This window comes from Xanthomonas populi (assembly GCF_002940065.1).
Lineage (GTDB): Bacteria > Pseudomonadota > Gammaproteobacteria > Xanthomonadales > Xanthomonadaceae > Xanthomonas > Xanthomonas populi.
Genome location: NZ_MDEJ01000011.1, coordinates 36,757 through 53,097, shown reverse-complemented (window position 1 = coordinate 53,097; position 16,341 = coordinate 36,757). Strand labels below are relative to the sequence as shown.

Annotated in this window: 16 protein-coding genes and 2 pseudogenes; 7 read left to right on the top strand and 11 right to left on the bottom strand. The window is 62.5% G+C overall.

What is annotated here, in order from left to right; genetic code table 11:
- Positions 1–269 precede the first annotated feature (269 nt).
- The 10 genes and pseudogenes from XpopCFBP1817_RS03270 to XpopCFBP1817_RS03225 form a co-directional block, all read right to left on the bottom strand.
- Positions 270–1,475, bottom strand: coding sequence for an AGE family epimerase/isomerase (locus tag XpopCFBP1817_RS03270; RefSeq protein WP_128415969.1), 1,206 nt, complete (start codon positions 1,473–1,475; stop codon positions 270–272).
- On the bottom strand, positions 1,472–2,458 hold the full coding sequence (locus tag XpopCFBP1817_RS03265; protein ID WP_167393809.1) for a carbohydrate kinase family protein: 987 nt from the start codon (positions 2,456–2,458) through the stop codon (positions 1,472–1,474). The genes XpopCFBP1817_RS03270 and XpopCFBP1817_RS03265 overlap by 4 nt, the downstream gene beginning before the upstream one ends.
- Positions 2,455–3,765 (bottom strand): L-fucose:H+ symporter permease, encoded by a 1,311-nt coding sequence (gene fucP / locus XpopCFBP1817_RS03260; RefSeq protein WP_128415967.1) that lies wholly within the window; start codon positions 3,763–3,765, stop codon positions 2,455–2,457. Before fucP ends, XpopCFBP1817_RS03265 begins: the two co-directional genes overlap by 4 nt.
- Positions 3,766–3,778: 13 nt before the next feature.
- Positions 3,779–4,969: a LacI family DNA-binding transcriptional regulator gene (locus XpopCFBP1817_RS03255; protein ID WP_167393808.1), complete on the bottom strand. Its 1,191-nt coding sequence runs from the start codon at positions 4,967–4,969 to the stop codon at positions 3,779–3,781.
- A gap of 96 nt (positions 4,970–5,065) precedes the next feature.
- Positions 5,066–5,910 (bottom strand): annotated as a pseudogene (locus XpopCFBP1817_RS03250) (transporter).
- Between the two features lie 242 nt (positions 5,911–6,152).
- Entirely contained in the window at positions 6,153–6,890 is a 738-nt protein-coding gene (locus tag XpopCFBP1817_RS03245; protein ID WP_167393807.1) for a DUF2058 family protein, read from the bottom strand.
- An 18-nt stretch (positions 6,891–6,908) separates the two neighbouring features.
- Positions 6,909–7,145: a SlyX family protein gene (locus XpopCFBP1817_RS03240; protein WP_128415965.1), complete on the bottom strand. Its 237-nt coding sequence runs from the start codon at positions 7,143–7,145 to the stop codon at positions 6,909–6,911.
- On the bottom strand, positions 7,138–8,487 hold the full coding sequence (locus XpopCFBP1817_RS03235) for a UDP-glucose dehydrogenase family protein (protein WP_128415964.1): 1,350 nt from the start codon (positions 8,485–8,487) through the stop codon (positions 7,138–7,140). Before XpopCFBP1817_RS03235 ends, XpopCFBP1817_RS03240 begins: the two co-directional genes overlap by 8 nt.
- Positions 8,488–8,511: 24 nt before the next feature.
- Entirely contained in the window at positions 8,512–9,483 is a 972-nt protein-coding gene (locus XpopCFBP1817_RS03230; RefSeq protein ID WP_167393806.1) for an FKBP-type peptidyl-prolyl cis-trans isomerase, read from the bottom strand.
- 90 nt (positions 9,484–9,573) lie between these two features.
- Positions 9,574–10,131: a glutathione peroxidase gene (locus XpopCFBP1817_RS03225; protein WP_128415962.1), complete on the bottom strand. Its 558-nt coding sequence runs from the start codon at positions 10,129–10,131 to the stop codon at positions 9,574–9,576.
- Between the two features lie 134 nt (positions 10,132–10,265).
- On the opposite strand from XpopCFBP1817_RS03225, the gene XpopCFBP1817_RS03220 reads away from it, so the two are divergent.
- The 7 genes and pseudogenes from XpopCFBP1817_RS03220 to XpopCFBP1817_RS03190 all read left to right on the top strand — a co-directional run bounded on the left by XpopCFBP1817_RS03220 (position 10,266) and on the right by XpopCFBP1817_RS03190 (position 14,768).
- Positions 10,266–10,514, top strand: coding sequence for a hypothetical protein (locus tag XpopCFBP1817_RS03220; protein ID WP_128415961.1), 249 nt, complete (start codon positions 10,266–10,268; stop codon positions 10,512–10,514).
- Positions 10,515–10,516: 2 nt separating this feature from the next.
- Positions 10,517–10,879 carry a GntR family transcriptional regulator gene (locus XpopCFBP1817_RS03215; RefSeq protein WP_003483692.1) on the top strand — a complete coding sequence of 121 codons (363 nt, stop codon included), beginning with the start codon at positions 10,517–10,519 and terminating at the stop codon, positions 10,877–10,879.
- Positions 10,876–11,751, top strand: a complete 876-nt coding sequence (locus XpopCFBP1817_RS03210; RefSeq protein WP_128415960.1) for an ABC transporter ATP-binding protein — start codon at positions 10,876–10,878, stop codon at positions 11,749–11,751. The genes XpopCFBP1817_RS03215 and XpopCFBP1817_RS03210 overlap by 4 nt, the downstream gene beginning before the upstream one ends.
- On the top strand, positions 11,748–12,734 hold the full coding sequence (locus tag XpopCFBP1817_RS03205) for an ABC transporter permease (protein WP_128415959.1): 987 nt from the start codon (positions 11,748–11,750) through the stop codon (positions 12,732–12,734). The genes XpopCFBP1817_RS03210 and XpopCFBP1817_RS03205 overlap by 4 nt, the downstream gene beginning before the upstream one ends.
- Positions 12,735–12,747: 13 nt before the next feature.
- Entirely contained in the window at positions 12,748–13,578 is an 831-nt protein-coding gene (locus XpopCFBP1817_RS03200) for a DUF4097 family beta strand repeat-containing protein (protein WP_128415958.1), read from the top strand.
- A 27-nt stretch (positions 13,579–13,605) separates the two neighbouring features.
- Positions 13,606–14,141, top strand: a pseudogene (locus XpopCFBP1817_RS03195) (DUF2884 family protein).
- Positions 14,142–14,345: 204 nt separating this feature from the next.
- The gene (locus XpopCFBP1817_RS03190; RefSeq protein ID WP_167393805.1) at positions 14,346–14,768 is read left to right on the top strand and encodes a hypothetical protein; all 423 of its coding nucleotides are present in this window, start codon (positions 14,346–14,348) and stop codon (positions 14,766–14,768) included.
- Between the two features lie 126 nt (positions 14,769–14,894).
- Here XpopCFBP1817_RS03190 and XpopCFBP1817_RS03185 read toward each other — a convergent pair whose 3' ends face one another.
- Positions 14,895–16,301: a class II fumarate hydratase gene (locus XpopCFBP1817_RS03185; protein ID WP_128415955.1), complete on the bottom strand. Its 1,407-nt coding sequence runs from the start codon at positions 16,299–16,301 to the stop codon at positions 14,895–14,897.
- Positions 16,302–16,341: the final 40 nt, after the last annotated feature.

The following is a 16,341-nucleotide window of genomic DNA, read 5'->3' as shown; positions in this document are numbered from 1 at the left end:
AGCGATTACGCACACTGCCCGAACACGTCTACAACCAGATGGTCATGGGCTGAAAAACGTGGGGATACCTCAGACGCAGGACCACCCTTGAGCGAACAGGGAAGACACCCGAACAAGCGCGCCCATGGGGTACCTACAGGGGCTGTGGCGGTCGCTCGCAAGCTGCGCGCCGATGCGACCATCTTGGCCACGCACGCTAACGACAGATCGCCGGGCACGACCCGGCGATTCCCGCTCCAGGGTCGGCACACCTCGCCGACCGTGTCGCATCACGCAGCCGGCCGCAACACGTTCAGGACTTCATAGCACGCGCCAATGGTGTGGTAATCGGTCTTGCCGGCGGGGCTTTTTTCATCGCTGTACTTGCGATTTTTCGCATCCAGAATGCGATACCAGGCGCCATAACGATGGTCGATCATGTGCTTCCAGGAGTAATCCCAAAGCTTGTCGTACCACTGCCAATAACGGTCTTCGCCGCTACGCTGCGCCAACAACGCCGCTGCCGCCAGCGATTCGGCCTGGACCCAGAAATATTTATCGCCGTCGCAGACCTTGCCGCCGGGGTCGAATCCGTAATACAGCCCGCCGCGCTGCGCATCCCATGAGCGCTGCACTGCCACATCGAACAGATGCTGCGCGGTCGGCAACAACCAATCGGCCGGTGCGTAGCGGTCCAGCAGCATCAACAACTTGGCCCATTCGGTCTGATGGCCCGGCTGAAAGCCCCACGGGCGGAACAGATGCTTCGGGTCATCGCGGTTATAGTCCCAGTCGATGTTCCACTGCAGATCGTAGTGTTCCCAGACCAGGCCATCGGCCTTGGCTGCCTGACGCCGGGTCATGGTGTCGGCCAGCGCCAGGGCGCGGTCGAGATAGCGTTGCTCGCCGCTGGCCTCATACGCGGCGATCATCGCCTCGCACATATGCATGTTGGCGTTCTGGCCGCGGTAGCTGGTGAAGCTGAACTGCGCATCGGCTTCGTCGCGATACAGCCCGAATTCGGGCTCCCAGAAATGTGTTTCCAGCAGCTGCCAGGTCTCGTCCATCCATGCGCGCGCCTCTTCGATGCCGGCCTTCAAACCGCACGAATACGCCAGCAGTACGAAAGCCACGCCGTAGCAGTGATTCATGTCGTCTTCGACCACGCCATCGCGCAAGGTCCACGCATAGCCACCCGTGGCCGCATTGCGATGCACGTTGCGCAGATAGTCCAGGCCGTGACGTACCGCCTGCAGGTACTGGGCATCGCCAAATTCGCGGTACGCCATCGCGTAGTTGAAGACGAAGCGCGTGCTGCTGACTAGATGCCGATGCACGGCGTCGTAGATGGAGCCATCGTCGCGGAAATACTGGAAAAACCCGCCCGCCGGATCGATTGCGCGCGGGTGGTAGAACGCCATGGTGTCGGCGATATGCTGACGCAGCACATCGGCCGAGCGGAAATCGGGTGCGGGGGTCGCAGGCAAACGGCTCATGATTGTTCCTGGATCAAAGAATGGACTTCATCGACGCTCGGCATCGCAGCGAACGCGCCCTTGCGCGTTACCGCCAGTGCACCGACCGCCGCGGCGAAGCGGATTACCTCGGTGATCGCAGCGGCATCGCCGCGCAACTGCTCAAGCGTGGACGCGCGCGCAGCCAGCTGAAACAGTAAACCACCGACGAACGCATCGCCGGCCGCAGTGCTATCGCGCACCTGCACGCGGAAGGCCGGCACCTGGCCGGAATCGTTCCGCGTCTGCCAACGCACCAGCCCGCCGGCATCGGTGACCAGCAACCAGCTGGCCTTGCCTTGCCACAACTTCTGGATGACCGCGCTGGCATCGCCACTGAGCGTGCCGGCCAGGTAATCGAGTTCTTCGCGCGAGAGTTTGACCACATCAGCCAGCGCCAACGCCTCCCACAGCAGAGATGCCGGGTCCACATCCTGCGGCCACAACATCGGGCGCAGGTTGAGGTCCAGGCTGACGATGGCGCCATCGGCGCGTGCGCGACGCATGCCGTCGAGCGTGCATTGGGCGATCGCAGGCTCGGTCATGCTGTTGGAGCACACATGCAACACAGCAGCCTGCTTGAAGCCGTCGGCAGCGAAGTGCTCCGTACGGAACAACAGATCCGCTGCAGGCGGGCGATAGAAACTGAAACTCCGCTCGCCGGCTTCATCCAGTGCGACGAATGCCAGCGCGGTCTTGGCTTGATCGGTCCGCACGATACCATCGGTGGCGACGCCGGCCTGCTGCAGGCTCTGCAGCAAAAAATCGCCGAACATGTCGCGCCCCAGCATGCCGACAAAATGCGCCGCACCGCCCAGCCGCGCCACGGCGACAGCGACATTGGCTGGCGCACCACCGGCGTATTGCGCAAACGTGCGCGGCTCATCCGCACCGGCCGACGGCAACGCCAGCATGTCGATCAAGGCCTCGCCGAAACACATGACCTGATTCTTGACAGCACTCATGCGCGCGCCTCCGCCAGTGCGCCGCGCAGACGCGAGCCCCAGGTGCCGTAGAACACGATGTACAGGTAGCACATCAGCGGCAGCATGAACGACTCATGCAAGCCGATGCTGTCGGCCAGCAGACCTTGCAGATACGGCACGATGGCGCCACCGACAATGGCCATGATCAACAGGCTCGATGCACGACCGGTCAACGGACCAAGCCGCTCGATGCCCAGCGTAAAGATGGTCGGGAACATGATCGAATTGAACAGACCGATCGCCACCAGCGCATACACCGCCAACATGCCGCCGCTGGCCATGGTCAGGCCCAACAGCAGTGCATTGATCGCAGCAAACACCGACAACAGTACGCGTGGCGACAGCTTGGCCAGCAAGGCCGAGCCGATGAAGCGGCCGATCATCGCCAGCGCCCAGTATGCCGAGACGTAATTGGTCGCTTCACGCTCGGTGAAACCACCGATCTGCGGCAACGAGAAGTAATTGACCATCAGGCTGCCGATCGCCACTTCGGCGCCGACATAGAAAAAGATCGCCAGCACACCAAAGCGCACATGCGGATGACGCAACGCATCCAGCAGCGAATGTTTACTTTCGTCTTTCTGCGCGCCCGCATCGGTCAGTGCCGGCAGCCGGAACAGAAACACGAAGATCGCCAGCAGAAACAGCACGATACCGAGGCCAATGTACGGCCCTTGCACGGCCTGCGCTTCCTCTACGCGATAGGCCAGTTGCTCGGCCTCGGGCAGCACCTTGAGCTGATCGCCGCTCATCACGGTGTTGGACAGAATCAGCCAGCCACCGAACAGCGGCGCGATCGCGGTCCCTAACGAATTGAGCGCCTGCGCCAGCGTCAGACGGCTGGACGCACTGCGCTCCGGACCCAGCAATGCAACATATGGATTGGCCGCCACCTGCAGGATGGTGATGCCGGTGGCAAGCACGAACAGCGCGCCGAGAAATGCCCCGTAAACCCGCAGTTCTGCCGCAGGCCAGAAGCCCAGCGCACCGACCGCAGCAACCGCCAGCCCGGCGACGATGCCTTGCTTGTAGCCGAGCCTGTCCACCAGCCAACCGGCCGGCAACGACATCAAAAAATACGCACCGAAGAAGGTGAACTGCACCAGCATCGCCTGCGCGAAGTTGAGTTCGAACACCGCCTTCAGATGCGGAATCAGAATGTCGTTGAGGCAGGTGAGAAAGCCCCACATGAAAAAGATCGTGGTGACGACCGACAACGCAACGCCGTTGTTGACCGGCGCCTTATTGCCGCTTGGCACAGTGGATTGCGTGGAAAGGGAAACCATAGGAATTGCCTGGTCAGCGGCCTGAGGCCTTGGTGGGGGAATGGACGGGGGAATCGCTTGGGGGATGACGCGTAAGCACCGATGGCGAGCAGGCGCTACTCGCGCGGATGTTCAGTTCGACGGCGGCCGTCAGTCGCTGCGACGCGCGCTCCGGGCTGCCGATACGCTGCAGCACCAATTGCGCGGCCTGCCTGCCGCGCGCACGCGGATCTGCAGCCAATGTGGTCAACGCGGGTGTAAACAAGGCGGCTTCAGCGATATCGTCGAAGCCGGTCACTGCGAAGTCGCGGCCCGGCACGATGCCGTGCATCGCCAATGCGGCCATCAAGCCCAGCGCAACGCTGTCGTTGTAGCAAACCGCAGCGGTTGCAGCGTGGTCGGCGCCCTCGAGCATGCGCGTGCCGCACTGCGCGGCGTCTTGACGAGTCGGCGCGGATTCGACGTAGTGCACAGTCAGGCCGGCGTTCGTCATCGCGCACGTGTAGCCGGCGCGGCGTTGGCGGCAAGAACTGGATTCGGCATGGCCACCGAAAAACACGATGCGACGATGGCCCTGCGCGATCAAATGTTCGCAGGCCAGAAACGCGCCTTGTTCGTTGTCCAGCGCCAGCAGATCCCAGCGCGCACCCTCCACTTGGCGATTGAACAACACCACGTTGTGCTGGCGCCCCATCACTTGGGTCAGCGCCTGCGCCTGGCTGCCTTCGGCCGGCGACAGGATGATGCCGGCGGGCTTATGTTCCATCAGCGAGGTCAGCACCGCCTGCTGGCGCTGCGTGGATTCGCCGGTGCTGCCGAGCAAGGTCACGTAGCCGGCCGCGCCCAAGGCCTCATCCACGCCTGCGGCGAACTCGGCAAAGAACGGATTGGACAGATCGTTGATGACCAGCGCAATGCTGGACGACGTGCGGCAACGCAGATTGGCGGCGGCACGGTTGTAAACGTAGTTCTGCCGATCCAGCTCGGCCTCCACGCGCGCACGCGTGCTCGCATGCACCAGCGGGCTGCCGCGCAACACCAAAGACACCGTTGCGCGTGAGACACCGATGGCGCCGGCGATATCGCGCAACGTCACTGCACTGCGTCGGATGCGGCATGCATCGCCGTCATCCGGGGCGGACGGCGTCGGCTTGGCAAGCGTCACGTAGCCGGCCTTGCAGTGGAAGAAATGCACATGCGTCTGGCGTCGATTGGATCGATCCAATTAGGCCTTTTCCGGCCCATCAATGCATGCGGCAGTGCAGCATATGGCGGGCGCTACCTAACTAACCGTTGCCCGCGATCAGCGACCATCGGCACTTTACTGAAACGCGATCGACAAGCCGATCCCGGCCTGCCGGTCTGGGCCCTCGGACGTCAGCCCGCGCAGGAATGACACCTCCAGGTGCATCGCGTGCGCAAGCTGCCAGGCGCCGCCAGCACCGGCCTCACGTGAATGCTCGCTGCCGGTGTCGAAGCCCGCTTCCACATACCTGCTGAAACGCTCGCCGGAAAAGAACGTGTAATTGGGCGAGAAGGTCCAGGTGTACCCGTCGTTGTCGCGGGCATAGTTGACGTACAGCGCCAGCGCGCGCTTCTGGGCCAGATCCCACGACGCGGTCACACCCAGCTCCCGCGCGTAGCCGTCGCTGAACGCGGGACTGCCGCTCGGCACGCTGTAGCTGCCGAGGGCGCCCTAATGAAAGCTGTCCGAACGCGACGGCAATGCGACCTTCAATCCCACAAGGCTGTCGCCACTACCATGTACGCGCGCGCCACCCCCGTGTTGCCAGTTGTAACTGTCGCTACCCAGTTGCAGCTCCACGTTCTGCAACAGGCCCAGACGTAGCACCGCATCGGCGGTGTATTGCGTGGTCCGCTGCCCATCGGCGCGGTCGGTGCTCGCATCCGGCAAGCCCTGCTCCCAAGCAAACACACCCGGCTGTAGCGTTTCGGCAGCGAACGGAATCCCAGGCCAGTCGAATGCCGGCGCCTCGTCCGCCTGCGCAATCGCTTGCTGACTGATCGCGCAGAGCATGAGCACTACTCCAACCGACACACCGTTGCGGCGCGCACGCATGTGCACAACACGGCGCACGGCTGGAGCTCCAACGCATTAGCGCAAGATGACAGTGAATTCGAAGACATGGATAGACGCGGCACCACCGGCAGGAAGTGAACTGCGACGCAGCGGACACCATGCCCGGAGCGGCGTCGACCAACCACGCCGCGAATGGTGCCGCGCGCGCCTTGACCGGCCTGTGTATCGCCAGCCGCGCCTTTGCTGCATCGCTCAACCCGCACGCGCGCAAGCAACGATCCCAATGCGCAACACCAAGGCCAACTGCTCGAACAAACATGGGCACAGATCAGGTGCCCATGTTTCAACAAAAATCTGCCACGCAGCGTTACCAGACCAGGCCGTCGGGCACCTGATACTGAGGGTCCGCATAGGGGTCTTCGTTTGCCGGTGCATTCGGATCCACCTTCAATGCGACCGAAGCTGCGAATACGGCTTCGACTTCGGCCAGCAGTTCGGCGGTGACCAACAGATAACGGCCGTTGAGTTGCAACACACCCAGCTCGCCTGCGTTGAGCGCCTTGAGTTGATCGGCAGTCACATAGATGCGCTTGATCTTGCCGCCATACGGAAAATGCCGGGCAATATCGGCATCGGCATGATTCAGGCCCTTGTCCTTGAGCAATTCTTCGAGCTTGGCCTTGGCTTGACGACGCAGGCGTGCTTCTTCCTGCTTCAGTCGCTCGGCTTCGATACGCTCGTCCTTCTCGCGCTGCGCACGGATCGCATAGGCCTTGGCCAGGTCGATGTCTTCGCACGTGCGTGCCGGTTTGGGGCCGCGTCGATCCGCATTGGAATGCTGAGGACGTGGCGACGGAGCGGGCTTGCGATCGCTAGTGCGATCAGGCACGCCATCGCTGGTGCGCGCATTCTTGCCATCGGTCGCCGCAGCGGCATGCGGCCGCTGCGGTCCCCTGCCCTGGCCACCCGGCTTGTTACCGCCGGGCGCTGGCCTGCCACCGTTGCCATGTGGACGCGCGGCAGGCCGTGCGTCGGGTTTGCGTTCGGGCTTGGGCGCGGACTTGAAGCCCAACCCAAGCAACTGGTCACGTAAGGTATCGCTCATGGCGGTGGCAATCTGCAATCAATAGTGCGGAGGCGGCGGTTCATCCGCTGCATCGGCAAACAACGTGGAGCGCACCTTGCCCAGATCCTCGAGCAGGTGGAGGATCAGTTCGGCATTGCGGGCGCCCGTCAAACGGGCGTCCGCAAGCGCTTCACTCAGTTCATTGAGCGCGTGCTCCTGAAAGGAGAGGCGCGTTTCCAGTTCAACCAACCGCGCGTCCAGTTCCTGGTCGCGCGGCGAGAGTTGCTCATGCATGCAACGAACGGCCTCGTCCGATGGCGTAGTAAGCCAGGCCTGCAGCTTCGATTTCCTGCGGGTCGTAAAGGTTACGACCGTCGAACACCACGTCGTCCTTCAAGGCCTGCTTGATCTTGCCGAAATCCGGGCTGCGGAACTGCTTCCACTCGGTGACCACGACCAATGCATCGGCGCCTTCCAGGGCAGCGAAGGCTTCGTCGCAGAAAGTCAGATCGTCGCGCTCACCGAAGATGCGCTTGGCTTCGTGGGTGGCTTCTGGGTCGTAGGCACGCACCGTGGCGCCGGCTTCCCACAACTGCGCCAGCAAGCGACGGCTGGAGGCCGCACGCATGTCGTCGGTATTGGGCTTGAACGCCAGACCCCACACCGCGAAGGTCTTGCCGGCAAGGCTGCCGCCGGCGTCGCCGCCGTAATGACGCTGCACCAGTTCGAACAAGTGACCCTTCTGCGCGTTGTTGACGCTTTCCACCGCGTTGAGCAGGGTTGGTTGCATGCCGTACTGCTCGGCAGTCTTGGCCAATGCCTGCACGTCCTTGGGGAAGCACGAACCGCCGTAACCGGCACCGGGATAGATAAAGTGCCAGCCGATGCGCGGATCCGACCCGATACCGTTACGCACGTGCTCGACGTCGGCACCGACACGCTCGGCAATGTTGGCGATCTCGTTCATGAAACTGATCTTAGTCGCCAGCATCGCGTTGGCCGCGTACTTGGTCAGCTCGGCCGAGCTGACGTCCATTTCGACGATGCGATCGCGGTTGCGATTGAACGGCGCATACAGACGACGCATACGTGCAATCGCTGCCGGCTTGGTCGCACCGATCACGATGCGATCCGGACGCATGCAGTCGGCAACCGCGTCGCCTTCCTTCAGGAATTCAGGATTGGAGACGACGTCGAACTCATGCTCCACGCCACGTGCGTCCAGCTCTTCCTGGATCGCCGCACGCACCTTGTCGGCGGTACCGACCGGCACCGTGGACTTGTTGACGACCACCGACGGCGCCTCGATATGGCGACCGACGGTACGCGCAACCGCCAGCACGTACTGCAGGTCAGCACTGCCATCTTCATCCGGTGGCGTGCCCACGGCGATGAAAGTGATTTCGCCGTGCGCAATCGCCTCGGCAGCGTCGCTGGTGAAGCGCAACCGGCCAGAGGCGTGGTTGGCTTTCACCATCGGCTCAAGGCCGGGTTCATAGATGGGGATCACCCCTCGATTGAGACCATCAACTTTCGCCTGGTCGATATCCACGCAGATAACGTGATGACCTACTTCAGCCAGACAGGTACCGGTGACTAAACCAACATAGCCGGTACCAAAGATCGCAACGCGCATGGGGGGGATACTCCTGTGGGGGGATCAGGGAAGGATACCCATCAGTTCGACATCGAACGTCAACGTTGCGTCTGGTCCGATCGGCCCCCCCTGCGTGCCGTTCGGGCCATATGCCAAGTTGGATGGAATCCAGAAACGATATTTCGAACCGACCGGCATCAACGCAACGCCCTCGGTCCAACCTGCAATGACTTGATTCAGACCGAACTCGGCCGGCTGGCCGCGCTGGTAGGAACTGTCGAACACCTGCCCGTTGAGCAGCTTGCCTTCGTAGTTCACGCGCACCGTGTTGGTGGGCATCGGACGCTCGCCGCTACCCTGGCGCAACACCGTGTACTGCAAGCCTGAGGCCGTGGTGATCACGCCTTTTTCGGTCTTGTTCTTGGCGAGGAAAGCATTGCCTTCTTCGCGATTCTTGGCACCGGCAGCGCCCTGCTTGGCAGAGGCAAAGGCCTGCATCGTCGCTGCGGCTTCCTGCTGGGTCAGACGCGTGGTGCCCTTGGCGAACACGGTACGCACGGCCTCCATCAGGATGGTCAGATCGATCTCGTCCTTGATGCCGGCCAGCGACGGACCGACGGCGCGATCGCCCAACATCAGGCCGACGTTTTCCTTGGACGGCGCTGCAGGCGTGCTACCCGGCGCAACGCCTGGTACCTGCTGGCCGTTACGCGCCGCCAGCGCGGTGCGCAGTGCGGTATCGGTGGCCTGGGTCTGCTCATCCGACAACAACGGCTTGCCACCCTTGAATGCATTTTCGATGGCGCGTTGCAGTGCGCTTACATCGATGTCCTGGGCAATCGGCTCGAACGAGCGCGCTACATCCATACCGATGGCGTAGCTAACGTTGTCGCGAGCGCTATTCTCAGACGATGCATTCAAAACTGACTTCTCCTTGGTGGCCGCTGCGGCCGGTTGCTGCGACATCGCCGGCATCGCTGCCGACAGTGCCACCATCAGTAGCGACGCCGCCGCGCCGCGCTTTCCCATCTTCATTCGATGCACTTCCAGAAAGTGAAAAGACACGCCGACGCCGGCGCTGAATGCGCATTGTCGCATGTGCGCGCGGCGTTGCGAGCGCCGCGCTCAGCGCGACGGCGGCTTGAGCTCCCGTTCGATGGCCGCCAACACGCTCGGATCGTCCGGCTTGATCTTGCTGGGGAACTGCGCCACCACGCGTCCATCGCGACTAATCAAATACTTGTGAAAGTTCCAACCCGGCGCAACGCCCGTGGCTTGCGTCAATCGCTGATACAACGGCGTGGCCTGCGCACCCAGCACATGCACCTTCTCAAACATCGGGAACTTGACGCCATAGGTCAGCGTGCAGAATTCCTGGATCTGCTTCTCAGATCCGGGTTCCTGCCCCTGAAAATCGTTCGAGGGAAAGCCCAGCACCGAAAAACCGCGGCTACCGAAGCGCTTGTTCAGCGCTTCCAGTCCTTCGTACTGCGGGGTGTAGCCACATTTGCTGGCGGTGTTGACCACCATCAGCACCTTGCCTCCGTAGGTAAGGTTCAGGTTGATTGGCGCCTTGCCAGCCAGCGGCCGGTAGTCCAGATCCAGCACCGAGGTGCCTGCCGCCAGCGCCGAGGCAGAAAAAAAGCCAGCAAATAGAACGACCAGCAGACGATTGAGCAACATGCGCGATCCCCTTCGTTAGGTTCAGGCCACCCGCGGGTGCGGGGTTCCATCGGTTGGGTATGACAGGCAGTTGACTGCCTGCGTTTAGGCGTTATAGTTTAATACAACACCAGTCATCCAACACAGGGAAAAGCATGAACAGCACACGCTTCACGCGACCAGCTCCATTGCTGCTGTTCGGCAGCACCCTGTTCGCCATTGGTTGCCTGGGAGCCGCTTTCAGTCAGGTCACGCAGTCCGGCACCGATTATGGCGTGTCGGAGGCGGTTACGGAAAACGCGACAACTCCCTCCGAGGCGGGCACCCGGCCCAGCCGGCATCTGCGCGCTTGGCTGTCGATGCCCTATTTCTCCTTCGCGCAGGGTCTGCGCCCACGGAGCTGACCATGAACGACATTCAATGGAGCGACGGCGCTCCCATCTACCGTCAACTCAAGGAACGGGTGATTGCCATGATGCTCGATGGAATCCTCAAGCCTGGCGACGCCCTGCCCTCGGTGCGGCAAGTGGCGGCCGATTACCAACTCAACCCCATCACCGTCTCGCGCGCCTACCAGGAACTGGCCGACGAGAACCTGGTGGAGAAACGCCGCGGCCTGGGCATGTTCATGACCCCGGAAGCCGCGCAGAAATTGCGCGGTAGCGAACGCGAGCGTTTCTTGAATGAAGAATGGCCCGCGGTGCTGGAACGCATCCAGCGCCTGGGATTGTCCATCGACGATCTGTTGCCACAGGGAAAAACACCATGACCGCCGTCTCCTCCGACCATGTGGTCGACGCACGTGGCCTGCGCAAGGCCTACAAGCATCGGCTCGCGCTGGACAACACAACCTTCACCATTACCGCCGGGCGCATCGTCGGATTGATCGGCCCCAACGGCGCCGGCAAGACCACTGCGCTCAAGGCCGTGCTGGGGCTGACCGATTTCGACGGCCAGTTGAGCGTGCTTGGCATGGACCCGCGCACCCAGCGCAACGCGCTGATGAACGAGGTCTGCTTTATCGCCGACGTGGCGGTGCTGCCGCGCTGGCTGCGGGTTGGCGAGGCGATCGATTTCGTTGCCGGCGTGCATCCGCGCTTCGATCGCGCCAAGTGCGAGCGCTTTTTGGCCAACACGCAGCTCAACCGCAAATCGCGGGTGCGCGAATTGTCCAAGGGCATGATCGTGCAGCTGCATTTGGCGCTGGTGATGGCCATCGACGCCCGCATTCTGGTGCTAGACGAGCCCACGCTTGGTCTGGACATCCTCTATCGCAAGCAGTTCTACCAGCGGCTGCTGGAAGATTACTTCGACGAGCAAAAAACCATCATCGTCACCACCCACCAGGTCGAAGAGATCGAACACATCCTCACAGATGTGATGTTCATCCGCGACGGCCGCATCGTGCTGACCGCCAACATGGAAAACGTGGCCGAGCGCTACACCGAAGTGCTGATCAATGCCGAGCATCTCGACGCAGCCAGAGCCGTCAAGCCGATCGACGAGCGCAGCCTGCCGTTCGGCAAGACCGTGATGCTATTCGATGGTGTGCCGAAAGCGCAGCTCGCCCGTTTTGGCGAAATCCGCAATCCCGGCCTTGCCGACCTGTTCGTTGCGGTCATGAAGGGGACCTACGCATGAATGCACTCACCCACCAAGCTTCTCCCGCACGCACGTTCGGCTGGCTACTCAAACGCGAGTACTGGGAACACCGTGGCGGCTTCGTCTGGGCGCAGATCATCACTGGCGGCATCGCGGTGTTCTTCGCACTGCTGGGCGCGGTGATCGGAGCGATCAGCGCACGCCGCAACATGATCGGCGACACCCTGTCGATGTCGGACATGGCCGAGTACACCCGCACACTGGGACAGGTCGGCGACGGCCTGCTGCTGGGCGGCATCGGTATCGCCTCGGTGGTACTTGCATTCGTGGTGTTCTTCTATGCACTGGCCAGCCTGTACGACGATCGCCGCGACCGCAGCGTGCTGTTCTGGAAATCGCTGCCGGTGTCCGACGTGCAGACGGTGCTGTCCAAAGCCGCCTGGGCGCTGTTGCTGGCGCCGCTGATCGCCATCGTGATCGGCGTGCTGGTCGGCCTGGCACTGTGGCTGATCGCCATCGGCGGCGCCTTGATCGCCGGCGTCCCCAATCCATGGGGGCTGGCCACCCACTCGCATCCGTTTTCGTTGTTGTGGCTGATGCTGCAGACCGTGCCGATGAGCTTGCTGTGGTCGCTGCCGACCGTGGGCTGGCTGATGTTCTGCTCGGCCCGGGCCACCAGCAAGCCGTTCTTGTGGGCGGTGCTGTTTCCGCTACTGGCCTGCGTGATGCTGAGCATTCTCTCCGCGATGCCGGGTGTGTCGCTGCCGATCGGCTGGATCTGGTACATCGTCGGCTACCGCGGCCTGCTCAGCGCCCTGCCCGGCACCTGGTCGCCGCGCGCGGTCAGCGGACACCTCGATAGCAGCGCGATGCAGGACCCCAGCGATCTGGTGCAGTGGGTGCTGCAGCACACCGACAGCCGGCTGGTCTATGGCAACCCCGACATCTGGATCGGCGCCGCCATCGGTGTCGCACTGATCGCCGCCTCCATCTATCTGCGCCGTCGGCGCTCCGAAGCCTGAGTAAAGGACACCCATGCGTTCGCACCTGCCTCTGAGTCTGGCCATTGTGTTCGCGTTGCCTGGCGCTGCGTTTGCCCAGGAGCAATGCACATTCTCTGAGCCGCGCAAGCTGCAATTGCAATTGACCGGGGTGAAGTCGGTGTTGTTCGAGGTCGCCTCCAACGACCTGCATCTGGACGCCTCGCCCGGCAGCGGCGGGCGTCTGAGCGGCCGCGCCTGCGCTGCACGAGCCAATCTGCTCAAAGGCTTGACCGTCACCCAGAAGCGCGTCGGCGACAAGTTGGTGGTAACGCTGGACGATGACCGCAGCATGCGCATCTCTATCGGTGAGAGCTACGCGTACCTGGATCTGCGCGGCAGCGTGCCCGACACGCTGCCGGTGCAATTTGACGTGGGTTCCGGCGATGCGGAGATTTCCGGTGCGGCAGCGGTCAGAGCCGACGTCGGCTCTGGCGACATGGCGATTCTTCGCACCAAGGGCCGCGTTACTGCCAAGGTCGGCTCCGGCGATATCGAGCTGGAAGAGATGGGCGCACTGCGCGTGTTGGCCGTGGGCTCGGGCGATCTCAAGGCCACGCACGTGCGTGGCGCCACGGAGGTCGGCAAGGTCGGCTCGGGTGACGTCGAACTGCGCGGCGTTGCGGGCAACGTCAAACTCGGCACGATCGGCTCCGGCGATGTCGACATCGACGATGTGCAAGGCGATGTGAGCGTGGAAGCGGTCAACTCCGGCGCACTGAGTGTGCGCAAGGTGCGCGGCAACGTCAGCGTGGCGCGCAAGGGAAGCGGCGATATCGACGTCAGCGATGTCACCGGCACCACCCGCGTGCCGGCCGAAAAATAATCACTCATTGACGATTTGAAGGTGGAACTGCTGATGCAATTGTTGATGACTGGGGTATTGGCGAGCGCTCTGTTGTCGGTTGCGGTAAGTCCGAGCCAACGGTCAACGTATCGGGCCAGGCCAACGGGAGCGGGGTGACCTTCGATGGCAAGAGCGCGACGCTCAAGCGTGATGGTCTGCCTGCAGCCACCATCGGTGTGGATGGCGCGCTCAGCATTGACGGCAAGCCGGTGACCTTGAACGATGCGCAGCAGCAGGCGATGCGCAGCTTCTACGCGCAGATCCAGGGTGTGGCCGAAAAAGGCGTCGACATCGGCACCCAGGGCGCGGCGTTCGGTGCGCATGCGGCGGGCGAAGCGCTCAAGGGCGTGCTCAGCGGCAACACCGACCAGATCGGCGACAAGATCGAAGCCGAGTCGGAAACATTCAAGCACAAAGCCATGCAGCTCTGCGATCAGCTGGCCAAGCTGCGCAACGCGCAAGATGGCGCTGCGCAACTGGTGCCGGCGTTCGCGCCCTACTCCACCCTCACGCAACACGACGTCGACGATTGCCGCAAGTAAGCCGCCGTGACAGCCGCTGCGCCGTCGTTGGTAGGGCAGCGGCTTCCCGAATCAGATGGAGCGTATGACCATGCCGATTCCTGCGCGCAAGTTGAGCGCTACCTTGGCCTGCGACATTTTGTCAGCCATGCCATGTGCCGCCGGCCCGGACCGCCTGACCTGCGCGGGATTACACTAGTGCGCTCACCTCGACCCAGCGACCCCATGAACAAGTTCGTGATGCTTTGCATGGCGCTATTGCTCTGCACGCTCGCCGCCTGCGGCGACCAGTCGTCCCGTCGTGCCGAACGTGGCAAGCCGCGCGTTGCGGTCACCACCCAGTCGGTAATGATCCGCCGCCAACCGGCCGCCAATGCGGAAATCACCCCGGACGGCACACTCAAGATCGACGATATCGCGCTGCCGCAAAAAGACCCGACACGCGCCAAGTTGCAGCTGCTGTTCGGGCATTTGCAGATGCTGCGTCAGCAGGCGGTCGACGATGCCGGCGCCGACCCGGAGTACAAGTCGATCAAGCTGACCGCCACCCCGGAAATCCAGAAGATCAGTGGCGAACTGCTGGATGAAATTCCGCCGCTGCAGCCATATCGTGAGAGCTTCGGCAATGTGCAGGCCGAACGGCACTGACGAGCGCGCGAAGCTGCGTGGAAACCGCGGAGTCACGCGAGCCCCGGTAGGAACGCACTGGTGCGCGATGAGGCGTTATCGATAACGGCACATCGCGCACCAGTGCGCTCCTAAACAAAGCAGCGATCAGCCACCGCCCCCACGACTGCCGGCCTGGATGCCGCCACGCGTCAGCGCAGCCGGATCCAGCAAACGCCGCAGATCCGCTTCGCTGAGCCCGCTGTGTTGCATGGCCACGTCCAGCACCGGGCGCTGCTCCTTGTAAGCACGCTTGGCGATGGCGGCGGCCTTCTCATAGCCAATGATCGGGTTGAGCGCAGTGACCAGGATCGGATTGCGCTCCAGCGCCTCGCGCACGCGCTCCTGACGCACCTTCAGTCCGGCGATTGCGGTATCGGCGAGCAGCCGCGACACATTGCCCAATAAGGTGATCGAATCCAGCAGGTTGTAGGCGATCAGTGGCAGCGTCACGTTCAACTGGAAATTGCCGGTCTGCCCAGCCACGGTAATCGCGGTGTGGTGGCCGATGACCTGTGCACACGCCATCACGGTGGCTTCGGGAATCACCGGGTTGACCTTGCCTGGCATGATCGAGCTGCCCGGCTGCAGCGCCGGCAATTCGATCTCGCCCAACCCCGCCAATGGCCCGGCATTCATCCAGCGCAAATCATTTGCAATCTTGATGAGTGCAACTGCCAGTGCATTGAGCTGACCGGACAATTCCACTGCATCGTCCTGCGCGGCCAAGCCTTCGAACTTGTTTTCCGCACTCTCGAACTTGAATCTGCTCAAGCTCGACAAGGCCTTGGCCGCCTTACCGCCAAAACGCGGATCTGCATTGATGCCAGTGCCGATCGCGGTGCCGCCCAGCGGCAGACGGCGCAAGCGTTTGAGCGAATCGTCGATGCGCTCCTGCGCCGAACTCAACTGCGCCGACCACGCGCCGAATTCCTGACCGAAGGTCAGCGGCATCGCATCCATCAGATGCGTGCGCCCGGTCTTTACCACCTTGCTCAGGCCTTTGGCGCGTTTGTCGATGGTCTTGCGCAGATGCTTGAGCGCGGGCTGCAGGTGCTCTTGCACCGCCAGCAACGCACAGACGCGGATCGCAGTGGGCACCACGTCGTTGGAACTCTGCCCCAGATTGACGTGATCGTTGGGATGCACCGCTTCCTTGCCGGCGCGCGTAGCCAGCGTCGCAATCACCTCGTTGGCATTCATGTTGGACGAGGTGCCCGAACCGGTCTGGTAGACATCGATCGGAAATTGCGCATCAAACGTGCCCTTAGCCACCTGCAACGCGGCGTCCTGCACCGTCTTGGCGATCGACTTGGGCAGCAATCCAAGCTCGGCATTGACGCCGGCTGCGGCTGCCTTGATCAGGCCCAGCGCGCGAATGAAGCCACGCGGCATCGGCTGACCGGACACCGGAAAATTTTGCACGGCACGCTGGGTCTGCGCGCCCCAAAATGCATCGGCGGGCACCTGCAATTGCCCCATGCTGTCGTGTTCGGTCCTGAAACGTTCGCTCATCTGCACTCTCCGCACATGGTTGGTTTGTGGTGATGGATGG